Below are 21503 nucleotides of genomic sequence, written 5' to 3' on the forward strand. Positions count from 1 at the left end.
AAACAAAGGTACGAGATCGGGCATTAGCGGGCTTAACTCCCCTGATTGTTTAAAAAACAATCAAGTTAATTCAAACGACATTATTTAAGTGAATATCCTGTTAACCGGTGGTGCTGGGTATATTGGCAGTCATACTGCAGTGGCGTTATCACAGGCCGGTTACGAGTTGGTCTTGTTGGATAACTTTTGCAATAGTAATCCCAGTGTTTTAGAGCGTCTTCAGAAAATCTTAGGCAAGCCATTGCATTGCGTTGAAGGCGATGTTCGTGACACCTCTTTAGTCACTAAAACCCTGCGAGAGTACAAAATTGATGCGGTAATTCATTTTGCTGGATTAAAGGCTGTTGGCGAGTCAGTTGAAAAACCCATTGAGTACTACACCAATAATGTGCAGGGTACCATCAGCCTTCTTGAGGCGATGGAATTGGTTGGCGTAAAGAAATTAGTCTTTAGCTCTAGCGCAACCGTTTATGGCAACCCCCAGTATTTGCCGGTTGATGAGGCTCATCCTACTGGCGCAACGAATGCCTATGGCAGAAGCAAGCTTCACATTGAGGAAATGCTTAAGGATGTTGCAAACTCTAATTCTGCGTGGAAGATTATTTGCTTACGCTACTTCAATCCAGTAGGAGCACATGAGTCTGGATTAATTGGTGAGGATCCTGGTGATATCCCTGGTAATTTGATGCCCTATATTGCACTTGTTGCATCTGGTAAGCTACCCTCTCTAAATGTGTTTGGAAATGATTACCCCACTCCCGATGGAACCGGGGTAAGAGATTACATTCATGTGATGGATTTAGCTGAAGGGCACTTGGCAGCCTTGGAATATTTGAGTGGTTATTCTGGCTGGGATGCGATTAATTTGGGTGTAGGGCTTGGCATAAGCGTTCTAGATCTGGTTTCTGCTTATAAAAAAATTTCAGGAAGAAAAATCCCTTTCGAAATTCTGGAAAGACGTCAAGGTGATATTGGCGAGTGTTGGGCCAAGGTTGATATGGCTTATGAAAGGCTACAGTGGAGAGCGAAAAGGTCTATTGAACTCAGTTGTCAGGATTCCTGGCGATACATTTGCTCTAATGGGTTAAGAAAGAACATATGACATCTATTTTGAACTCTGGAATTAAGCTTGTTAAAAATGTCGGTCGCTACAACATAGGCAGTGGATCAATTAGAGAGGTTGGCCCATTATTAGAACAAAAGAGAGCGCAAGCAAAAAGTATGTATAAATCTACCCAAGTTGTATATTTGGTAGATGAATTCTTTAAGTCAAATGCGGAATTAAAGAACATACTGAATTTTGAGCCAGGGGATTTAATTTGTTTTATTTCTACCGTTAATGAGCCAAAAACTAGTAGCATTGATTCTCAGGTTAGTCAGATTCAAAGCTCTGGGATTTTTGAGCCATGTGCCGTTGTTGGGATGGGCGGTGGAATAACAATGGATACTGCAAAAGCCGTATCCAATTTGCTTACAAATGGAGGTAAGGCAGAGCAATATCAAGGCTGGGATCTGCTAAGAGTGCCAGGAATTTTTAAGCTCGGTATCCCAACTATTTCTGGAACCGGGTCTGAGGCAACCAGAACATGCGTCATGACTAATTCTGCTACGGGACTAAAACTAGGTATGAATAGCGACTATACGGTTTTTGATCATGTCATTATGGATTCTGATCTGACTAAAACAGTACCTCGTGCCCAATATTTTTACACTGGCATGGATGCATATATTCATTGCGTTGAGGCCCTATCAGGTTCTTATCGAAATGCAATAGGAGATGCATATTCAAGAGAGACTCTGAATCTTTGCCGACAAGTTTTTTTGAGTAACGACATGCAGTCTATCGATAATCGTGATCGCCTCATGGTTGCGTCTTATTTAGGTGGATGTTCAATTGCAACGAGCTATGTTGGGGTGGTTCATCCTTTTTCGGCAGGATTGAGTGTTGTTCTAGGTTTGCATCACTGCGTAGCTAATTGTATTGTTATGAGGGCTATGGAGGAGTTTTACCCTGAGGCGTATAAAGAGTTTTGGGTAATTGTTGAAAAGCAAGATATTGATATTCCACAGGGTATTTGTAGAGATTTAAATGAAGAACAATTTCAGCAGCTTTATGCATCAACCATTATTCATGAAAAGCCACTGACGAATGCTCTTGGTGAGGAATTTAAAAAAATATTGAACCATGAAAAAGTTCTTGAACTTTTTTTAAAAATGTAAGGAATACGAATGCCTGGATATGAAGTGATCGGTGATGAGGAGTTGCGTGAAGTTCAGGATGTTTTTTCGCGTGGCGGAGTCTTATTTAGGCATGGATTTGATGCAATACGCAACGACTGTTTCAAGGTGAGGGATTTTGAGGCTGCTTTTGCAAAAGCGATGGGCGTCAGGCATGCATTAGCTGTAACCTCAGGCACCGCTGCATTGAGAGTCGGGCTAGCCGCGCTGGAGGTGAAGCCAGGTGATGAGGTAATCACCCAATGTTTCACCTTTGTGGCTACCGTAGAAGCAATTATTGAATCGGGGGCAACCCCAGTTTGCACCCAAGTTGATCTTTCATTGAACATGGATCCTGATGATTTGCTCGCTAAAATTAGTCCGAAAACGAAAGCAGTTATCGTAGTACATATGCTCGGGGTACCCGCCAATCTTGAAAAAATCTCTAAAATCTGTGCCGATAAAAATATTGCATTAATTGAGGATGCGGCCTGGGGGTGCGGTGGTAATCTTAATGAAACTGCATTAGGTGCTTGGGGTGATATTGGAACTTTCAGTTTTGATTTTGCTAAAACAATGACCACCGGCGAAGGAGGAATGGTTTTATTTAAGTGCGATGAACTTTATAAAAAAGCGTTCGCTTGGCATGACCATGGCCATGAAAATAATCCCCTTGTTCCTCGATGGGAAGATACTCGCTCAAGTAGTGGGTTTAACTATCGCATGATGGAGTTGCAGGGAGCGATTGGATTGGCTCAATTAAAAAAATTACCTGACATAGTGATGGCCCAGAGAAAAAACAAGGCGATGCTCTGGGAGGCAATTTCTGATTTGCCAAATCTTAAATTACGCCCCATGCCCGATAATTCGTATGATACGGCAGACGCTCTAGTTTTTTTGGTTAAAGATAATGAGGCTGCTCGCCGTTGTCGAGATGAGCTATTAAAAGTGGGGCTCTCTACAAAAATTCTCCCCGAAGCCTATACCTGGCATTTTGCGGGAACATGGGATCACATGCCAGAGTTGGTTGCTGCGCATGGGGGTGATTTGCTTGCGGCCTTTACGCCTTCAGCTGAAATCCTTGCAAGGGCCGTTTCTATTCCAGTAGGGGTATTTTTAAGGGAAGATTTCCCTAGTAAATTACGTGAAGCTATAAGAAAGGCTTTGTAGATTTGATGTCTGCTTTATGAAAAAAAATTTCTTTCAGCCTACTGTTTCAGTAATTGTCCCGGTTTTCAATCAGCAGCAATACATCGGCCGTTGCTTGCGTTCTTTACTTCATCAGACTCTCTCCCATGAGTGCTATGAAGTTATTGTTATAAATGATGGGAGTACAGATTTAACTGCATATGCTTTAGAGCAATTTGTTGATAGCCATGAGTCACCTATTAGAATAATTAACAATGAGGTTAATATTGGTTTACCAGCATCTTTAAATAAAGGTATACAAGCTGCACGTGGGGATTTCATCGTTAGAGTAGACTCGGATGATTTTGTAAATACCAATTTTATAAATTTTTTACAGGTTTACCTTGATGCCAATCAGCAAGTAGATGCAGTAGCTTGTGATTATCTTTTGGTTGATGATGAGGAAAATGTAATTCAACGCCGTAATTGTGATGATGATCCGATTGCCTGTGGAATTATGTTTCGTAAATCACATTTATTAGATATTGGTCTTTATGATGAAGCGTTTCGATTGCATGAAGAGCGTGAACTAAAAATTCGCTTTGAAAAAAAATATAAAATTCAGCGTCTTGACATCCCGCTCTATCGCTATAGACGTCACGCGAATAATATTACTAATGATTTAGCTAAGATGGATCAGTATCAGAGGGATTTAATCCTAAAGCATGGCTCTAATGGCGATGCGTAATTTATAAAGGCACCCTAAATGACAGCATCAATTAACCTTGGTAGACGTATTATCGGATCCAAATCAACCCCTTATGTTATAGCTGAAATCGGAGTAAATCATGAGGGATCTTTAAATCAGGCGTTTCGCCTTATAGAACTTGCTAAAGAGGGTGGCGCTGATGCAGCAAAGTTTCAAAGTTATAAGGCTGATACTTTGGCCTCAAAGCATTCACCATCTTATTGGGATACCTCTAAAGAGCCGACAACTAGCCAGTATGAGTTATTTAAGAAGTACGATAACTTCGGAGCAAATGAATTTGTTCAACTTGCCCAGCATTGCAATCGTGTAGGAATTGATTTTTTATCAACACCTTTTGACGATGCCTCTATTGAGTTTCTGGACCCGTTAGTCCCCTTTTTTAAAATTGCATCTGCCGATCTTACCAACATCCCATTTTTGCGCAAGGTGGCATCAAAAAATAAGCCAATTGTTTTATCAACCGGCGCGTCAACTTTGGGTGAGATTGATATTGCGATTGAATCAATTCGCAGAGCAGGCTGCAATGATATTGCATTGTTGCACTGCATATTAAATTATCCGACAAGTAATCAGAACGCTCATTTGAGGATGATAGAGGGCCTCAAAAAGACGTATCCAGAATTTGTAATTGGTTACTCAGATCATACGTTGCCGGATGATGCAATGACGCCTTTAGTTACGGCATATTTATTGGGAGCAGTTATTCTTGAAAAGCACTTTACACACGATAAAACCCTGCCGGGCAATGATCACTATCATGCCATGGACGTTCAGGATCTTATTCGGTTTGTTGATATTTCTAAAACAATAAATGTACTATTAGGGTCATGTGACCATAAAAAGCCGATTCAATTGGAAGAATTATCAAGGAAAAATGCGCGAAGAAGTATTGTGTTATCTAAGAATTTGCCGGCAGGCTCAATTCTTACGCCCGAGTTAATTACTTATAAGCGACCCGGAACTGGTATCAGCCCTCTTTATTGGGATGAAGTGGTGGGTAAGCACTTAGTTAACGCTTGTGAGGCCGATCATATTCTTCAGTGGTCTGATCTTGCAAAACCAGAATAATGTCTGATGTTATAGCCCTAGTTCAGGCTCGCATGGGCTCCACTCGATTTCCGGGAAAAATGATTGCCCCCTTGGGTGGGCGAACGCTACTTGAATGGGTTTTATTGCGCGCCAGTCGATCTCGACTGGTAAATAAGGTTTTGTTAGCCACAACCGATTTGGAGCGGGACGATGAACTTGTTCGCATAGCCGAAAGCCTTGGTATCGAAGTTTATCGCGGAAGTGAGCAAGACGTTTTAGAGCGATTTGTTTTGGCTGGAAAAAAATATAATGCAAGTTTAATTGTACGCATCTGCGCTGATAATCCTTTTGTGGATCCAGAAGAAATTGATCGTTTAATTTCTTTTTATAGAAATAATGAGTGCGACTATGCCTGCAATCATCGGGCGCTATTCGGTAGTCATTATTCAGATGGCTTTGGCGCAGAAATTTTATCGTTTAAGTTAATGGTTGAAATTGCCGATAGAGCTGTAGAAAAAAGACATAGGGAGCATGTCACTTTATTTCTTGTGGAAAACCCTGCAGATTATGTTATTAAGGCTGTTCCAGCCCCATCTGGGCTTAATAAACCAGAGATGCGATTTGATATTGATACTCTTGGAGATTATGAATATATAAAGTCCTTATTGCATAAAGGTGTCAATATCAAAACGTCTGCAATGGAAATTGTTTCTTTGGCTCTTGCCGGCTAATATGTTATCTCAAGAATTGAAGCGCGAAAAATTAACGCTCGTAACTACCGACCTCATTGAGACATGGCCATCTGAAGGTAAAATTTTGCTTCTCGGTGAATGGTGCAGGCCTTCCATGAATTGGGAGGCTCGCTTAGAAAAAAGAGGGCGCATCCTTGTTCCATACCATTGGAATGATAGAGAAAAGCTCAAGGATGATTTTGATCTTCTTCAGAATATTCGTCAATCAATATCACCAGATTTGGCAACGGCAATGAACATATTGCATGGAACTCAGCATAGCAAGAAGTATTGGGATTTATTGATGGGTTGGTGGTTAAGTGTATTCATTTCGGTAATGATCGACAGGTACTCTTCAATGAAATTAGCGGCTCTATATAAGCCGGAGTCAACATTAGTGATTAACACTGAGGATGATGTTTTTTCTTCCGCCGATACATCGGATTTTATTAAGCTCAGTTCAGAAAGTAATATTTGGAACCACGCCTTATTTGCTTTAATTCTAAAGAGCATGGATGAGTTTAAGATCTTAGTAAATCATATAGACTCTGCTCCTCACAGGATTGCAAAAAAAACAACTTGCCTAACAAAGGTTAAAAATTTTCTAAGGTCAACAATTAGTGATTTAATATTTTTCATTAAACGACGTGATAAATTCTTCTTAATAGGCACAAGTCTACCCTTTTGGAGGCTGATAACTCTTGAATTGAGACTCAACCAAATCCCCTTGCTCAGAATTTCATGGAATAAAGAGAATAATTCTACCTTTGACTCGAGTGTTAGAAAGTGGAAATTGGCTTCTAAAGAGAGTTGCGGTGCTGTCGAGAAGCTTATAAGAGAATCACTGCCCCTTTTTGTGCCGACCATATTTATTGAAGGTTATGCTTCAATGAGTAAAGATGTTTTTACTCGCTCGAAGTCATCGGAAGCACAAATTATTTTTACAACAAACAAACATTGTGAGGACGACTCTTTTAAAGCTTTCGCTGCATATAAGATTGAGCAGGGCTCAAGATTGATTGTCGGGGAGCATGGGGGGATGGGGGTCGGACTTTTTAATGGAGTCCATAGGTATGAGCTAGATATTGCAGATCGATATTTGAGTGCAGGATGGGTTAATGGCCTAACTGAAAAAGTGATTCCAGTAGGAAATTTTCGAATACAAAAAAAAATATTGCCGAGTAAAAGTGGCGGAGCATTAATTGCATGTGGGAACATGCCAAAATATGCCATTGATATAAGGGCCATGGCTATATCAAGTCAAATGATTGATTATTTTGAAGAGCAGTTTAAATTTATAAATGCGCTGCCTCAGTCTATACGCGAAAAAACTACAGTTCGCTTATACCAATCAGATTATGGATGGAATCAAGAGTCTCGATGGAGGTCAAAATTTCCAAATATTTGTCTTGATTATGGTAAAAATTCCCTTTGGAATATTATGCATCACTACAGAATTTTTATCTCCACCTACAATGCCACCACATATCTCGAATCTCTTTCTCTAAACTTTCCGACAATAATGGTTTGGAACCCGTTTTTTTGGGAAAATAAACCAGAGGCAAAGCCATGTTTTGATATGCTGTCTGAGAGGGGTATTTTTCATACAAACCCACAGTCTGCTGCTAAACATCTTGCTGCCATATGGAATGATGTTGATGGATGGTGGTACAGTGAATCTGTGCAAAATGCTCGTAACTTTTTTTGCGACCATTATTGTGCTGAGATTATGGATGGCGGAGATGTTTTGAAGAGGGTACTCATTCAAGAGTTGGCACTCTCAACTTCTGGTTTAAGTAAGGCATGAGTGAGTTGCTTAGAGGGCGCCAAGAGATCTCTCATTAGTTGATTGCATGAATTAAGGGTTAGAAATAGATGTTAGAAAGTAATTTAGATATAGAAAAATTATTTGATGAATTATTTCCATTGCCAAGAAGTATTACAGGCTCTGGTTACAGAGAGTCTTTAAAAATATTATCCCGGTATATTCCATTTGAGATAGACGGAATACCAACTGGAACAAAAGTTTTTGATTGGACGGTTCCTCAGGAGTGGGTAATAGAAGACGCCTACTTGCTCGGCCCAGATGGTGAAAAGATTTCAGATTTTAAGAGGAATAATCTTGAGGTGGTAAATTATTCTGAGTCAATTGATAAAATTTTGGAGCTCAAAGAGTTGGAAAGCAATCTTCACTCTATTCCAGAGCATCCAGACTGGATACCATATGTAACTTCCTACTATAAAAAAACGTGGGGGTTTTGTCTTACTCATAAACAAAGGCAACAGTTAAAATCAGGTAAATATCGCGCAGTCATTAAGTCATCATTTGTTGATGGAATTGTTGAGTATGGCTATAAGTACTTAAGGGGGGATGCAGTTAATGAGGGGGTGGAGAAAAAATTAATTTTAATTTCTAGCTATTTATGTCATCCTTCTTTAGCTAATAATGAACTTAGTGGGCCTATTATGCTTGCGGCATTATATGAGCGTGTGAGAAAGTGGAAAAATAGGCGCTTCGATTATCTTTTCGTTGTAAATCCAGAAACAATTGGTTCGATTTGCTTCCTTAAGCAACACGGCAGCGAGATTGCAAAATCAATGCAGGCAGGATTAGTCTTGACATGCTTAGGGGGCTCAAACGAAAAATTAAGCTATAAAAAATCTAGATGTGGCGATTCATCCCTAGATAAATTATTTCTACAATTAGAACAAGAGGGTGAAATTGAAACTAGGGATTTTGATCCATCCGAGGGAAGTGATGAGAGGCAGTACTGTTCTGCAGGCTTTAATCTCCCGGTTGGTCAAATCTCCAGGACAATCTATGGATCCTATCCTGAGTACCATACTTCAGCAGATGATAAAGAGTTTGTTCAGCTAGACGAGTTTCTTACAACTATAACTAAGATTGAAGATATTCTTAAAATGCACGAACTCCTTCAACCTTTAAAAAGGGTCGAGCCCTATTGTGAGATTCAATTGGGTAAGAGAGGTCTTTATCCGAATATTAATTCTCCTCAAACGTGGGATGCAAGTAGTGATTCTTTGAAGGATCAACAGGAGCAATTAAAGGCTATTATGTATATTTTAAGTTATGCGGATTGCAAGAGCGACTTGGTAGATATAGCAAAAATAACAAAAATTAAAATGAAAAATCTTTGTAAATACGCAGAAATACTTATAAATGCAGATCTATTGAAATGAATGGTTTAGCATAGATGTATACCGAACATGATATACGGAGTTGTTTATTGGCTTTAGGTGTAAAGAAGGGGGATTGCCTTTTTATACACTCGGGATTAAAGGCGCTTGGTAAATTCAATGCAAATGGCGATATTAACAAACTAGATATTTTGTTAAATATTTTTTTAGATTTAGTAGGTGAAAGTGGAACAATCGTAGTTCCAACATTTAATTTTGCCTTTTGTAGTGGGGGGATATTCGATAGGGGCAAAACCCCTTGCGATGGTATGGGGGCATTTTCAGAGCACGTAAGAACTCATGCAGAAGCCCATAGAGCGCGACACCCTTTTCATTCTGTTGCGGCAATAGGAAAGAATGCAGTCAAAATCACTAATTCGACGAGTTTTAGCGAATTTTCTGAAGGTGGTTTTTTTGATGCTCTATTGCAGTTAGACTGCAAAATATTATTTTATGGAGTTGCCTTTGTGGAAACTTTTGTACATATGGCAGAAGAGCGTGCAAAAGTTCCCTATAGATTTTGGAAAAGTTTTGCAGGCGATGTAATTGATGGTGAATTAAGGGAAAGGGTTTCTATAAATTACTATGCCAGGCGGTTTGATTTGGAGCCAGAGCCACAAATTGATTCTGCAAAAATTAATCAATACTTAAGGGTGAAGAAAGTTATCGTCTCTGCCAATCTTGGGGATGGCAATGTTTCTATTTGCTCGAGCAAGAAAATGGTTGAGGAATTAATTAAAAAATTTAATTTTGAACCATATTTTCCATTGGTAAGTGCTCCACTACTGTCGGGTAAAGTTTGATCATAATTATTCATGTTGTACAGCAATTTGTATGTGCAGATGATCTCAGGTATGAATATTTTTTGTCTTGATGATTGGGTAATTGAAGCGGCATCAATCTTGCATTCTAAGGTTGAGGAGGTGCTTTTGGAGAAAGGGAAATGCTCTATATTGCTTACTGGCGGTCGTAGTGGCGCATCCCTTTATGAGGCTTGGTCCTCAAAGAGCTCTTTTCAAGATTTAAAGAACATAGATTTTTATTTTGGTGATGAGCGTTGCGTTCCTTTCAAAGAACCTGACAGTAACTATGCTCTTGTAAATCGCACTTTATTCTCAAGAGGCATTCCACCTGGATGTAATTTACATAGAATTAAAGCCGATTCCTCTGATCTGGAAGGGGTGGCGATGCATTATGCTGCTTTGCTGCCTCAGCAAATTGATGTAGCCCTATTTGGAATTGGGGATGATGGACATATTGCATCCCTGTTTCCGGGTAGTTTGGCAATACGTGAGAAAAGAAGAAGAGTGCTACCTGTTGTTACGCCTTATAAGCCAAGCATTCGAATTACAATATCCCCTCTAGTTATAAAGGATTCGGATAGTATTTTTGCTCTTGCACCTGGCCCAAAAAAAGCAGCTATTTTTAAATCCCTACATTTTGATTGCTCTGCGACTGGGTCTGAGGCCATTCCAGCCAGACTTCTGACAAGAGCTATTTGGCTTATAGAGAAGAGGTACCTGTAGGCTTTTATATATAAAAGAATCGAAACTCTAAATTTCTTAAAATTCCTGATAAGATAAACTAGATTAATTTTTTGAAATTATTTTCGTCAATATATAATATAAAAAATATCTGGGAATGTCTAAATTCAAATACATTCTAAAGTGAGAGCTTTTAAAGCTATATTGAGTTACATCATACATAATATTTATTTAAGAACACGCTGCTTGAGGCGCTTAGTCCATTTATTTAGAGAATAATTTTTTTACTATTTTTCGATAATTAATATTATGAGCAGAAAAACGTCATTTAGATTTTAGTTTGCATAAAATATGAATATTTGCATTTGTACAACCCCTATTAGGCCAATACCTACAAACTTCCCACCTATGGGAAGTATGGCGATCATACAAGCGCTCGCAAATATAGGAATAGAGGCTGAATTCTATAATATCGATTTTTTTAGACCTACTCGTGACGAGGTCAGAGAGTATTTTGCCTCGAGTAATTACGATGTTATCGGTATTAGCGCTGTAGTATCTACCGCCTATGAATATACAAAGTGGCTCTCTGGGGCAATTCGTGAGGTTCTGCCTGACGTTGTAATTATATTGGGTGGAAATTTGGGAGCTAGCGCAGAAATTTTACTTCGGAAAACTGAAGTTGATGTTTGCGTGGTTGGGGATGGCGAAATTATTATTCAAAATTTGGTAAACGCGATTCGCAAAGCTCCCATGCGCTCTACATTCAAAGAGAGCTTTCAAAATATTGAGGGTATATGTTACCTTGATGAATCAAATGATTTTATTTTTACTGGATATGGCCCAAGGCCAGATAAAAAACATATCGAGTACCCAGATTATCGTATCCTTGAGAAAGATGGATCGGTAGATTATTTTTTTCCTTCAGACGGTGTTTTTGATTTGCATTTGCATGCATCGGATCGCCACAAAACTGTAATACCCGCCATCACAAAATCTGCAACTGTTATGGCGGCAAAAGGTTGTGTTGCAAGATGTACCTTTTGCCACCGATGGGAAAAGGGGTATCGTGCAAAGTCTGTTGAAGAAATTATTTCGCATATAAGATATCTACAAAGTCAATATGGTATAGATGCTATTACTTTTAGTGATGAGAATTTTGGAGCTGATCGGGAGTTAACGAGAGGATTGGCAGAAGAGTTGGGCAAACTTAGGTTGCCATGGAAGGTTGCTGGAGTAAGGGCGAGAACGGTAACAAGAGACGATTTAAAATTATGGGCCGAAAACGGCTGCTTAATAGCTCATTTTGGTATTGAATCTGGGAGTCAAAAAATTCTCGATGTAATGGAAAAGCAGGCCACAGTCGAGGAAAATATTAATGCTCTCAAGTGGACTGGTGAGGCTGGAATTGCTACTATTATTCAGCTTGTTATTGGCATGCCCGGGGAGGATGACAAAACAATTAAAGAGACAACAGAATTTCTTACAAAGGTTTCCCCTTATATTCTGGAATGGAAGTTTAGACCCCCTAGTGAATTAATTAGCATTAACTACGCCCAGGCTTTACCTGGAACACCCCTATACGAGTACTTAAGAGAGCAGGGTAAGATCGGTAGAACTCTTCAGGCTGAGGAGAGTTACTTATTAAGAATTAGTGATACCGATGCATATAAAGATGATCATTTTATCAATTGCACAGATTCCCCTCTTTTAAAAGTTTTAATGTGGAGATGGATAATTCTTTCTGAGCTTGACGCGCACCATTTTAGATTTACTCAAGGTAAGTCAAGTTTGTCGCTTAAAGAAATTTTTGAGTACTACTTAAAATTAATTTTGGTAAAAATTGGATTGCATACTTCAAAGGATGCTGCGCTACAAGTTGATCCTCGTCAGGATTTAACCTTCGGAGGATATTTTAATGTTCAGCGTACCCCGAAATTATCCCCACTCCTGCTTAATAGACTCACAAGACCATTGTTCTATCCTGTCTTGGCAATTTTTGTGGCTTTTTTTAAGGGGGGGTCTTTTTCTACCGGAATTCCATTGATAGCTAGCCACACTGCTTGGAGTATGGGCTTTAATAGAAGAAAGAACAAGAATCCTGAGATGTCTCTAAGAAAAATAGTAAAAATTTCAAAGGATGCTTCTGCTGCTGATGAGTCCCCTGATATGGTGCCATTGAGACTTGGAAGATGACGCTTCTAAATACCACCAGCATTTTTGATGTATGACATAGAATTTTGACAGCTACAGTTCACAAACGGTTTCTATCTAGCATTTTTGGAAATGCGCTCAAGTCAGCTATCGCCTTTTTATCAGGCATCTTCCTAGCTAGAGCACTAGGGCCGGATGATTTTGGTAGAATGTTGTTTCTAGGCGGGATATTTCTTGCATTTAAGCAGCTTTTTGATCCAGGCATCTCCACTGCATTTTTTACGTTTAATGCAAGGAGGTTGAGAGGTAAAAAATTCATCACAACTTATTTTTGTTGGATTGCTATTCAGTTAATTATTTCAATTTCCTTGATAGCCTTCCTCCTGCCTGAGTCGATAATTTATTTAATTTGGAGAGATAATTCAAGAGAGCTAATCATCCTAGCGCTCATCGCAACTTATATTCAAACAGTATTTTGGTCAACTCTAGTTCAGCTTTCTGAGTCCCAGAAGCAGACCTATTTAATTCAAAAAGTTGGATTGATAACATCGGTTGTTAATATTACTTTACTGTTTGGCGCCTATTATCTAAAATACTTAGATTTAAAATTTGTATTTATTATAATAATAATTGAATGGACTTTTGCATCAGTCTTTACGCTGTCGAGGATAAAATTTAGAGTTAGTAAATATGGTAATATTGAATCATTAATTTTCTTCAAAAATTATAAAAATAAATACCTACTATTTGTACCTTACACCATAATATCAATTTTCTATGATTTTATAGAAAGATGGCTGCTTCAAAAGTATGGTGGCAATACTCAGCAGGCTTTTTATGGAATAGCTTTTCAGATTGCTTCAATATCGGCTGTTGCGACATCTGCATGTGTTAATATTTATTGGAAAGAGATTGCTGATGCTAAGATTTTAAAGAACTTTAAGTATGTTCAAGATCTTTATACCAAAACCACAAAAAATTTAATGTTGTTAACAATCTCTATATCTGCGTTTATCTACCCATGGTTGAATGAAATTATAAGTATCTTACTGGGTAATGACTATGTTGAGGGTGCCGAGGTTCTTGGGATAATGCTCTTTTTTCCATTGCTACAATCCTTTAGTCAGATGGGTACAACAACATTCTACGCATATGAGAAAATAAAAATTCAATCATTGGTTGGTATTTTATATATGTTTATTAGCATAATTATCACCTATATATTTACAGCACCGCAGTCCGCCTATATCCCTGGGTTTAATTTAGGTGCCTGGGGGTTTGCCCTTAAGACAGTATTGATTCAAGTATTAGTAGTTTCTACATCATTATATTTATTATCGAAAAAATTAAAAATACTTTTTGAGTATAAATCATTATTATCGATAGGGGTTTTTTGTATAGCTTTTGGTTTTTTATCTAAGCTTGTAGCTTTAAATATATTTTTAACAAATAGTACATATATTAATTTATTTCTATCGGGATTAATATTTTCAATATTATTATTCGTTTCGATTTCTTTTTTCCCTAAAGTATTTGGTTTTTATAAACGAGATCTATTTTTTTATAAAATATAAATTTATTAAATGACTTATGACAAAAGTCCTAATCACTACGGTCCCATTCTGCGAGTTAGAAAAAATGCCTATCGAGATGCTTTCCTGTGCGGGCATCGAATATGTTATTAATCCGCTTGGTAGAAAATTACGAGAAGATGAGTTGGCTGAATTGATTGGTGATTTTGATGCCTTGATTGCAGGCACAGAGAAAATTAGCAAAAAAGTTTTTGATCGTGCCAAAAAATTGAAGATAATTTCAAGAGTTGGGATAGGATTAGATGGCTTGGATTTGCTTGAGGCGGAGCGTCGCAAAATAAAAATTTCTTATACTCCCGATGCGCCTGCGCCCGCTGTGGCTGAATTGACGGTTGGTCTAATTTTATCTTTGCTTAGATCAATACATCTAGCTAATACCCAAATGCATGAAGGCGGATGGACTAGATATTTTGGGCGTCGGATTTCCGAAGTGACTATTGGCATCATCGGCTATGGCAGGATTGGTAAAGGTGTTTTGAATTGCTTATCAGGCTTTTCAGGTCATGCGGGATTGAATGTATTGGTTAATGATATAAATCCAATTAATTATCATTCTAGCGGTGGTCTCAATCTCGTTTGTGCATCTAAAGAAGAAATTTATGCAAAGTCTGATGTTATCACGCTCCATGTTCCGCTCACATCTATGACTTTGAACATGATTGGAAGGAGTCAATTGTTAAAAATGAAACCTGATGCTGTGCTTATTAATACCTCGCGCGGTGGTATTGTTAACGAACACGATTTGGCGGAAGTACTTTTGTCGGGGCATTTGACTGGCGCAGCAATTGATGTTTTTGAGCATGAGCCATACGAGGGACCACTTTCTAAAATTGATAATTGCCTATTAACAGCTCATATGGGTTCAATGTCTGTGGACTGCAGAGCAAGGATGGAAATTGAAGCCACTGGCGAAGTGATTCGATTCTTTAGCGGTCAGCCTTTACAGTCAGTAGTTCCGGGCTTTGAATTTGATTTTGCCAGAGAGAAGATTAATGGATAAGGTTTGCGTCATTGGTGGAGCTGGTTTTTTAGGCTCTCATGTATGTGATGAATTAACTGATGCTGGGTATCAGGTAAATATTTTTGATACCAAATTTTCTAAATGGAAGCGACCTGAGCAGGTAATGATTGAGGGGGATATCCTTGATCAAGACGCTTTAAATGGCGCTACAAAAAATTGTATTGCTGTATACAATTTTGCAGCTATAGCTGATTTAGATGAGGCGTTAACGAAGCCTTTTCTCACTGCTCAAGTGAACATCCTTGGTAATGTCATGGCCCTAGAGGCTTGCAGGAAGAATGGAGTTTCAAGATTTCTATATGCCAGTACGGTTTATGTTCATAGTCGAAACGGCGGTTTTTATCGTTGCAGCAAGAGGGCTGCAGAGGAATATGTTGAAGAGTATCAGCGCTCTTATGGGCTTGACTATACGGTGTTGCGCTACGGATCACTTTATGGGCCGAGATCAGATGAGCACAATGGCCTGTGGCGCATCGTAAAGTCTGCACTAGAAACGGGTAAGGTTAGCTACGAAGGAAGTCGAGAGGCCATGCGGGAATATATCCATGTTCAAGATGCTGCCCGTGCGAGTGTAAAAGCACTGGGTAAAGAATTTCTAAATCAACACGTGGTATTAACTGGCCAAGAGCCAATGAGAGTGCTAGATCTCTTAAAAATGATTTCTGAAATTTTGGGAATTAATCAAGATATTGAGTTTAAAGAGCGGGAATTTGCAGGACACTATATTAGGACCCCTTATTCATATCAAAATAAAATAGGCAGAAAATATATATCTCCAATGCATGTAGATCTAGGACAAGGTTTGCTACAGCTAATATATGAAATAGATCAATATAAGAGCAAAATTTCTTAATAATGGATTTTCACAATATTATTAAAAATTATTCGAATGTATTTTGGGATTTTGATGGGGTTATCAAAGAATCTGTTGATATTAAAAAAAAGGCTTTTATCACATTATTTTCTCGGTATGGTCCTAAGGTAACCCAAAAGATAGTTGAGCATCATTATGATAATGGAGGCATTTCGCGATACGAGAAATTTCCACTTTATTTAAGTTGGGTCAACGAAATAGTTAATGATGAAAAAATTAATTATTTGGATAAACAATTTCGATCAATTGTCGTTTCTAATGTCGTAAATTCTGACTGGGTTCCTGGCGCCGATTTATTTTTGAAAAAGAATGAATATCGGCAAAAATTTTATCTTGTTTCAGCTACACCCCAAAATGAGATTGAAGAAATTATTGATCATTTAGGCATGAGATATAGTTTTAAAAAAATTTTTGGCTCCCCGGTAAGTAAAATATCTGCAATTTCAACTATTCTTAAAGAAGATTCTTTAAAATTTCATGATTGCATAATGGTAGGCGACTCTATTTCTGATTATGAAGCAGCTCAAAAAAATGGGATTTCTTTTATTTTGAGGCGCCACAATAATAATCAAAAATACGCCAGCAAATATATCGGAAATGTAATAGATAATTTTATTAAAAATAATTGAGGAAGCGCTAAATATGGTGACGAAATGATTTGTGCGTTAATGATTGGTAGGGCGGGGAGCACGGGCTTTCCTGGAAAAAATATTTATCCAGTTCTTGGGAGGCCGCTTTGTGAGTATCCCTTATTGGCTGCAAAGAATTCTCAACTCATAAATCGAATTTTTGTATCCACAGACTCTGAGCCGATTATGAAAACCGCCCTAGAAATGGGTGCAGAGCTTATTGACAGGCCGCCCGAATTGGCTACAAAAGAGGCCTTAGGTGAAGATGTTTTTGCTCATGGTTATAGAGAAATTAAAAAACGGCTAGGTAATAATGGTGAGGAATTGGAAATGCTAGTTCTTCTTTTTGCAAATGCAGCAACTATTTCTACTGATCTGATTGACCAGGGTATTAATATTTTGAGGGGCGATCCCGCATTGGACTCAGCTGTAACAACCTCGGTGTACAACATGTGGAGCCCTTTAAGGGCTAGAAAAGTTGATACTGATGGTTGCCTGATCCCTTTTGTACCCTTTGAAACATTTGGCGATCCTAAAACATTGAATTGTGATCGCGATTCTCAGGGTGAGGTACATTTTGCAGACATGTCCCTATCAGTTGTACGACCAAGGTGTATGGAGAATATGGATTTTGGACTGTTGCCTCAAAAATGGATGGGAAAGAAAATTGCCCCCATTCGTTCCTGGGGTGGGTGTGATGTTGATTATGAATGGCAAATTCCATCTGTAGAGTTTTGGTTGCGTAAGCACGGATTTACTGATCATTCGAAAGACAATTCATGAGCTTCACGTCAAAAAGGACTGCGGATTTTTGTAAAAATATCCTTGAAAGTAGCTCTCTAGAGATAGGATTTGTTGATGTAGGTTCCGGGGGGGCATTAAAGGCTCCATGGAGTTTTCTGCCTGAGGGGGCGTTAAAAAAATTCAATGTTGAGCCAACGCAAGAAGATAGGGAAAATAGTTTTATTTGTATCTCAAATAATTGTCTCAATAAAGTTTTTAATGTAGCAAATGATGAGCGTGCTTCTTCATTGCATTTGCCATCTCATCAATTTGTAGAGCGTTTTGGTCAACAGGGCATGTTGACTCACCACACTTTGAATGTGCAGTGCCTGACCTTGGATAAGTATTTGGCTGACAATCATATGACAGTTGATGCTGTTGATATTAACGTGGAGGGGCATGATTTGCAGGTATTGCAAGGCTCAAGCGCGCTATTATCTGGTGGCGTTGTAAAGCTGTTAAAGATAGAGTTTGAGTTGGCTCAAGCATGGATTGGGCAGGGATGGTTTGGAGATATTGAGTCGCTTATGCGTAAATTTGATTTTGAATTGGTTGATATAGCCATAGACTTTGCTCGTCCTGAAAGTGTTAAAAATTTGCATGTTAAGGGTGAGCCAGTATGGGGGAAAGCTTTTTTCATGCCATCAATTAACTTATTGAAAAAAAATATCGATTTGATGCCGCCAGAACAAGCTCGAGCTTCACTATTGAAATTTATTACTCTAGCTGTAGCAGCTGAACAACCAGGACGGGCGCTCGATATATTTTCTATTCCGAGGATCCCATTCTCGACTGAAGAGGTCAAAAAAATTAAAACCGATATATTAAATATTTATAAGTACTCTAAGGTTGATGCTGGAGCAAGCCTACTTTTTAAGTTGGCTAAAGGCATTATTGGATTTAAAAAATGAGCAATTATTTGGTTACTGGTGGCGCTGGTTTTATAGGCGCCGCTATTGCGGATAGACTTTTGAAAGCTGGTAATCAGGTTATGGTTGCAGATAACCTTTCTACCGGTAAGATCGAGAATATACCAAGTGGCTGTAGTTTTTTGAAAATGGATTTATCCCAAGAGCATGAATATGTAAGATTAAATGATCAGCACTTTGATGCTGTTTTTCATCTGGCCGCTCAATCATCTGGGGAAGCGTCTTTTGATGATCCATCATATGATATGAAGAGTCATGTCGTTTCAACGTTTTTATTGCTTGAGCACTGTCGCAAAAAGAATATTAAGCGATTTTTATATGCTAGTTCAATGTCGGTGTACGGGGATGTCGCAATTCAACCGGTTAAATCCAATGAAAAGCATAATCCCAAGACATTCTATGGCGTAGGCAAAGCAGCCGCGGAGAAGTACATTAATTTTTATTCAAATTATTATGGAATAAACGCGACAATCTTTAGAATGTTTAGTGTGTACGGCCCAAATCAAAATCTTGATAATTTAATGCAGGGCATGATTAGTATTTATCTAGCATACCTGATAAAAGATATGCCGATAATAGTGAAAGGATCAAAAGAGAGATATCGTGATTTTATCTACATAGAAGACGTTGTAACAGTCTGGGTGACAGCACTCAATTCTGAGGCTACCTATGGAAAAACATATAATCTAGGTTCAGGAGTGCCTACTACCGTTGAGAAATTGCTTCAAGTGTTGCTACAGTCTGTTAACAAAACAGAGCATCCAATTAACTATTTAGGGGGGACTCCGGGAGACCAATTTGGGATGTATGCGGACATACAGGCATTGCAATCTGAACTGGGGTGGAGGCCAGCATGGACTCTCGAAAGCGGGGTGCCCAGGATGGTTGAATTTTTTAAAAATTTAAACAGACCAAAAAGCCATGAACGCTAATTGCCCACTATGTCATTCGGGGGATATAGCCCTAATAACCAACAGGCTAAGATTTGGTAAAACAGCAGACGTTTATTCATGTAAAAGTTGCTCTTTAGTTTTTTTGGATCAAAATTCTTTTTCTTTTCCTAAGAATTTTTATGAAGTTGACTATCACCAGACCTATCTCACTCATGTAGATCCGGATATGCTTGACCCACAAAAACATTTTGAAAAAATGTTGGGGGCATCTAAATTTTGGATTAATAAGATCCGAGGTTTGCTTAGGGGAAATGAAGATGTATTGGATGTGGGTTGCTCCACAGGCCATGTAATGATGGGCATCAAGGATGCCGCTAAAAATGTTTTTGGCAGCGAGTTAAGCAAAAAAGAGGTGGAGTACTGTAGTGTTATTCTTGGCATGAATGTATCCGATGCCCCATTGCGAGAGCGATTCTCATCTCAACGTTTTGATCTAATTACCCTGGTCTTTGTTTTGGAGCATATTGGTGATCCAATAACATTTTTGAAGGAATTAAAAAGTTACCTAAAGCCTGGGGGTAGTCTTGCGATTGTAGCGCCTAACATAATGGACCCTTTGGTTTCCCTTTATGCAATTCCTGAGTTTTTACAATTCTATTTTTGCATCGAGCACCTGTACTACTATTCACCAAAGACCTTGCAGTTAGTTTTAGATATGGCTGGCTATGAAGGTGTGGTTGAATCAATCCAAGAGTACCCTATTGGAAATCATTTGAATTGGGCCTATCGACATAAACCATCGGAAACTTTGGCAGCGAGGACAATTTTACCGAATATTGAATTATCCCCAGGAGCAGATGATGCGAAATGGACCATTTTTTGGGGTGATATAAATGAGCAATATAAAAACTATTTAAGCTCACAAGGGTATGGTGATCGTATATGGGCTGTTGCTAAGGTGAAGAATGACAATTAAGGCTAGTCAAAGACTTAAATTAGTCAATCGAAAATTTGACCCCTATTTAGATAGGGGTGGTTTGATTCGGCTTGATAGAAATGAAGACCCGGTTGGCTTTGATGAGGATCATCTTGCAAACTTTCTAGCCTCTATATCACCGCATGATATAGCTGCCTATGCTGACTCAGAGGTTTTGGTTAGTAAATTGGCATCATGGCTCAAAGTTTTATCAGAAAATATCTACGTGACTGCCGGATCGGATGCGGCAATAAAAAATATTTTCGAAACTTATATTGATTTTGGGGACAATATTCTAATACAAGACCCTTGTTGGAGAATGTACGAGGTCTACAGCAACATTTATGGGGCAAATCAAATAAAAGTCCCTTATTCAAAAAATTTAGAAATTGATGTTTCGGAAATTATAAAAATTATTAAATCAGGCAATATTAAATTGCTTGCATTGGCTAATCCAAACCAGCCGACAGGGACAATATTTATTGATAGCGAACTTGAGGAAATTTTAAAGGTCGCAGCAGAAGAAAATGTAATTGTTCTTATGGATGAGGCTTACCATTTATTTACCAAGCAAACTGCTATTCAATTTGTAGAAAGTTTTGATAACTTGATAGTAGTTAGGACCTTCTCCAAGGCATTTGGTCTGGCGGGATTGAGGGTAGGGTATTGTGTTGCTAACCCGTCACGGATTAATGAGTTAATGTTATTAAGACCTGTCACAGATGCGAACAGTTTGGGCTTGAAGTGTGCGGTGTACGTTTTAGATAACATAAATTGGATCAAATCGCGTATAGAAAGTTTTATTTCTGGGCGGAATTATATTTTTAAGAATTTAACTTTATCTGGAATTCAGGTGTTTCCTTCTCATGGTAACTTTTTATTAGTCAAGTGTAACTCTCAAGAGGATGGTGTCCTGGCAGTTAAGGCTATCAAGGAGCGGGGATATGTACTTAAGCCCCCATTTAGTTTTGTGCCACTAGAAAATTGCGTTCGTATAGGCATTGGCCCATTACAGTTAATGGAAAAATTTTGGGAAGACTGTGCTCCCATTTTGAAAAAGTATGGTCAGAGAATTATCGAAAAATAGGCATTTGAA

Annotated in this window: 20 protein-coding genes and 1 pseudogene; all 21 read left to right on the forward strand. The window is 38.6% G+C overall.

Annotated elements, in window-relative coordinates:
* The first annotated feature begins 88 nt into the window (after positions 1–88).
* The 21 genes and pseudogenes from galE (at position 89) to IC571_RS01715 (ending at position 21494) form a co-directional block, all read left to right on the forward strand.
* The gene (gene galE / locus IC571_RS01620) at positions 89–1102 is read left to right on the forward strand and encodes a UDP-glucose 4-epimerase GalE (RefSeq protein WP_215317086.1); all 1014 of its coding nucleotides are present in this window, start codon (positions 89–91) and stop codon (positions 1100–1102) included.
* Positions 1099–2220 carry an iron-containing alcohol dehydrogenase family protein gene (locus IC571_RS01625; RefSeq protein WP_215317088.1) on the forward strand — a complete coding sequence of 374 codons (1122 nt, stop codon included), beginning with the start codon at positions 1099–1101 and terminating at the stop codon, positions 2218–2220. The genes galE and IC571_RS01625 overlap by 4 nt, the downstream gene beginning before the upstream one ends.
* A gap of 9 nt (positions 2221–2229) precedes the next feature.
* Positions 2230–3387 carry a DegT/DnrJ/EryC1/StrS aminotransferase family protein gene (locus IC571_RS01630; RefSeq protein ID WP_215317090.1) on the forward strand — a complete coding sequence of 386 codons (1158 nt, stop codon included), beginning with the start codon at positions 2230–2232 and terminating at the stop codon, positions 3385–3387.
* Positions 3388–3403: 16 nt separating this feature from the next.
* The gene (locus tag IC571_RS01635) at positions 3404–4093 is read left to right on the forward strand and encodes a glycosyltransferase family A protein (RefSeq protein WP_215317092.1); all 690 of its coding nucleotides are present in this window, start codon (positions 3404–3406) and stop codon (positions 4091–4093) included.
* An 18-nt stretch (positions 4094–4111) separates the two neighbouring features.
* The gene (locus tag IC571_RS01640; protein WP_215317094.1) at positions 4112–5182 is read left to right on the forward strand and encodes an N-acetylneuraminate synthase family protein; all 1071 of its coding nucleotides are present in this window, start codon (positions 4112–4114) and stop codon (positions 5180–5182) included.
* 32 nt (positions 5183–5214) lie between these two features.
* Positions 5215–5874 carry a cytidylyltransferase domain-containing protein gene (locus IC571_RS01645; RefSeq protein ID WP_215317096.1) on the forward strand — a complete coding sequence of 220 codons (660 nt, stop codon included), beginning with the start codon at positions 5215–5217 and terminating at the stop codon, positions 5872–5874.
* 1 nt (position 5875) lies between these two features.
* The gene (locus IC571_RS01650; protein ID WP_215317098.1) at positions 5876–7681 is read left to right on the forward strand and encodes an LIC12162 family protein; all 1806 of its coding nucleotides are present in this window, start codon (positions 5876–5878) and stop codon (positions 7679–7681) included.
* Between the two features lie 68 nt (positions 7682–7749).
* Positions 7750–9075 (forward strand): DUF4910 domain-containing protein, encoded by a 1326-nt coding sequence (locus IC571_RS01655; RefSeq protein ID WP_215317100.1) that lies wholly within the window; start codon positions 7750–7752, stop codon positions 9073–9075.
* A gap of 47 nt (positions 9076–9122) precedes the next feature.
* A complete protein-coding gene (locus IC571_RS01660) occupies positions 9123–9875 on the forward strand; it encodes an AAC(3) family N-acetyltransferase (protein WP_215317101.1) in 753 nt (250 codons plus the stop codon).
* Between the two features lie 12 nt (positions 9876–9887).
* The gene (gene pgl / locus IC571_RS01665) at positions 9888–10598 is read left to right on the forward strand and encodes a 6-phosphogluconolactonase (RefSeq protein ID WP_215317103.1); all 711 of its coding nucleotides are present in this window, start codon (positions 9888–9890) and stop codon (positions 10596–10598) included.
* A gap of 375 nt (positions 10599–10973) precedes the next feature.
* On the forward strand, positions 10974–12752 hold the full coding sequence (locus IC571_RS01670; RefSeq protein WP_215317105.1) for a B12-binding domain-containing radical SAM protein: 1779 nt from the start codon (positions 10974–10976) through the stop codon (positions 12750–12752).
* 44 nt (positions 12753–12796) lie between these two features.
* The gene (locus IC571_RS01675) at positions 12797–14284 is read left to right on the forward strand and encodes a lipopolysaccharide biosynthesis protein (protein ID WP_215317106.1); all 1488 of its coding nucleotides are present in this window, start codon (positions 12797–12799) and stop codon (positions 14282–14284) included.
* A 76-nt stretch (positions 14285–14360) separates the two neighbouring features.
* The gene (locus tag IC571_RS01680) at positions 14361–15302 is read left to right on the forward strand and encodes an NAD(P)-dependent oxidoreductase (RefSeq protein WP_251373534.1); all 942 of its coding nucleotides are present in this window, start codon (positions 14361–14363) and stop codon (positions 15300–15302) included.
* Positions 15295–16176 (forward strand): NAD(P)-dependent oxidoreductase, encoded by an 882-nt coding sequence (locus tag IC571_RS01685; protein ID WP_215317110.1) that lies wholly within the window; start codon positions 15295–15297, stop codon positions 16174–16176. The genes IC571_RS01680 and IC571_RS01685 overlap by 8 nt, the downstream gene beginning before the upstream one ends.
* Positions 16177–16178: 2 nt before the next feature.
* Positions 16179–16826, forward strand: a complete 648-nt coding sequence (locus IC571_RS01690; RefSeq protein ID WP_215317112.1) for an HAD family hydrolase — start codon at positions 16179–16181, stop codon at positions 16824–16826.
* Positions 16827–16865: 39 nt separating this feature from the next.
* Positions 16866–17012 (forward strand): annotated as a pseudogene (locus tag IC571_RS10525) (cytidylyltransferase domain-containing protein); the annotation flags it as partial.
* Complete coding sequence (locus IC571_RS01695) at positions 17013–17609, forward strand: hypothetical protein (protein WP_251373465.1); 597 nt, start codon at positions 17013–17015, stop codon at positions 17607–17609.
* Positions 17606–18520, forward strand: a complete 915-nt coding sequence (locus IC571_RS01700) for an FkbM family methyltransferase (protein ID WP_215317116.1) — start codon at positions 17606–17608, stop codon at positions 18518–18520. Before IC571_RS01695 ends, IC571_RS01700 begins: the two co-directional genes overlap by 4 nt.
* Positions 18517–19470 carry an NAD-dependent epimerase/dehydratase family protein gene (locus tag IC571_RS01705; protein ID WP_215317117.1) on the forward strand — a complete coding sequence of 318 codons (954 nt, stop codon included), beginning with the start codon at positions 18517–18519 and terminating at the stop codon, positions 19468–19470. The genes IC571_RS01700 and IC571_RS01705 overlap by 4 nt, the downstream gene beginning before the upstream one ends.
* Positions 19460–20407, forward strand: a complete 948-nt coding sequence (locus IC571_RS01710; RefSeq protein WP_215317119.1) for a class I SAM-dependent methyltransferase — start codon at positions 19460–19462, stop codon at positions 20405–20407. Before IC571_RS01705 ends, IC571_RS01710 begins: the two co-directional genes overlap by 11 nt.
* Positions 20397–21494, forward strand: coding sequence for a histidinol-phosphate transaminase (locus IC571_RS01715; protein WP_215317121.1), 1098 nt, complete (start codon positions 20397–20399; stop codon positions 21492–21494). The genes IC571_RS01710 and IC571_RS01715 overlap by 11 nt, the downstream gene beginning before the upstream one ends.
* The last annotated feature ends 9 nt before the right edge of the window (positions 21495–21503 follow it).

Source organism: Polynucleobacter sp. MWH-UH2A (genome assembly GCF_018687195.1).
GTDB lineage: Bacteria > Pseudomonadota > Gammaproteobacteria > Burkholderiales > Burkholderiaceae > Polynucleobacter.

What these genes read in the sequence shown, in the direction of transcription:
- IC571_RS01630 (WP_215317090.1), top strand. Translation starts at nt 2,230, where the DNA reads ATGCCTGGATATGAAGTGATCGGTGATGAGGAGTTGCGTGAAGTTCAG.
- pgl (WP_215317103.1), top strand. Translation starts at nt 9,888, where the DNA reads ATGTTGTACAGCAATTTGTATGTGCAGATGATCTCAGGTATGAATATT.
- IC571_RS01680 (WP_251373534.1), top strand. Translation starts at nt 14,361, where the DNA reads ATGCTTTCCTGTGCGGGCATCGAATATGTTATTAATCCGCTTGGTAGA.
- IC571_RS01635 (WP_215317092.1), top strand. Translation starts at nt 3,404, where the DNA reads ATGAAAAAAAATTTCTTTCAGCCTACTGTTTCAGTAATTGTCCCGGTT.
- IC571_RS01655 (WP_215317100.1), top strand. Translation starts at nt 7,750, where the DNA reads ATGTTAGAAAGTAATTTAGATATAGAAAAATTATTTGATGAATTATTT.
- IC571_RS01715 (WP_215317121.1), top strand. Translation starts at nt 20,397, where the DNA reads ATGACAATTAAGGCTAGTCAAAGACTTAAATTAGTCAATCGAAAATTT.
- IC571_RS01695 (WP_251373465.1), top strand. Translation starts at nt 17,013, where the DNA reads ATGAAAACCGCCCTAGAAATGGGTGCAGAGCTTATTGACAGGCCGCCC.
- IC571_RS01625 (WP_215317088.1), top strand. Translation starts at nt 1,099, where the DNA reads ATGACATCTATTTTGAACTCTGGAATTAAGCTTGTTAAAAATGTCGGT.
- IC571_RS01705 (WP_215317117.1), top strand. Translation starts at nt 18,517, where the DNA reads ATGAGCAATTATTTGGTTACTGGTGGCGCTGGTTTTATAGGCGCCGCT.
- IC571_RS01700 (WP_215317116.1), top strand. Translation starts at nt 17,606, where the DNA reads ATGAGCTTCACGTCAAAAAGGACTGCGGATTTTTGTAAAAATATCCTT.
- IC571_RS01710 (WP_215317119.1), top strand. Translation starts at nt 19,460, where the DNA reads ATGAACGCTAATTGCCCACTATGTCATTCGGGGGATATAGCCCTAATA.
- IC571_RS01650 (WP_215317098.1), top strand. Translation starts at nt 5,876, where the DNA reads ATGTTATCTCAAGAATTGAAGCGCGAAAAATTAACGCTCGTAACTACC.
- IC571_RS01670 (WP_215317105.1), top strand. Translation starts at nt 10,974, where the DNA reads ATGGCGATCATACAAGCGCTCGCAAATATAGGAATAGAGGCTGAATTC.
- IC571_RS01690 (WP_215317112.1), top strand. Translation starts at nt 16,179, where the DNA reads ATGGATTTTCACAATATTATTAAAAATTATTCGAATGTATTTTGGGAT.
- IC571_RS01645 (WP_215317096.1), top strand. Translation starts at nt 5,215, where the DNA reads ATGGGCTCCACTCGATTTCCGGGAAAAATGATTGCCCCCTTGGGTGGG.
- IC571_RS01640 (WP_215317094.1), top strand. Translation starts at nt 4,112, where the DNA reads ATGACAGCATCAATTAACCTTGGTAGACGTATTATCGGATCCAAATCA.
- IC571_RS01685 (WP_215317110.1), top strand. Translation starts at nt 15,295, where the DNA reads ATGGATAAGGTTTGCGTCATTGGTGGAGCTGGTTTTTTAGGCTCTCAT.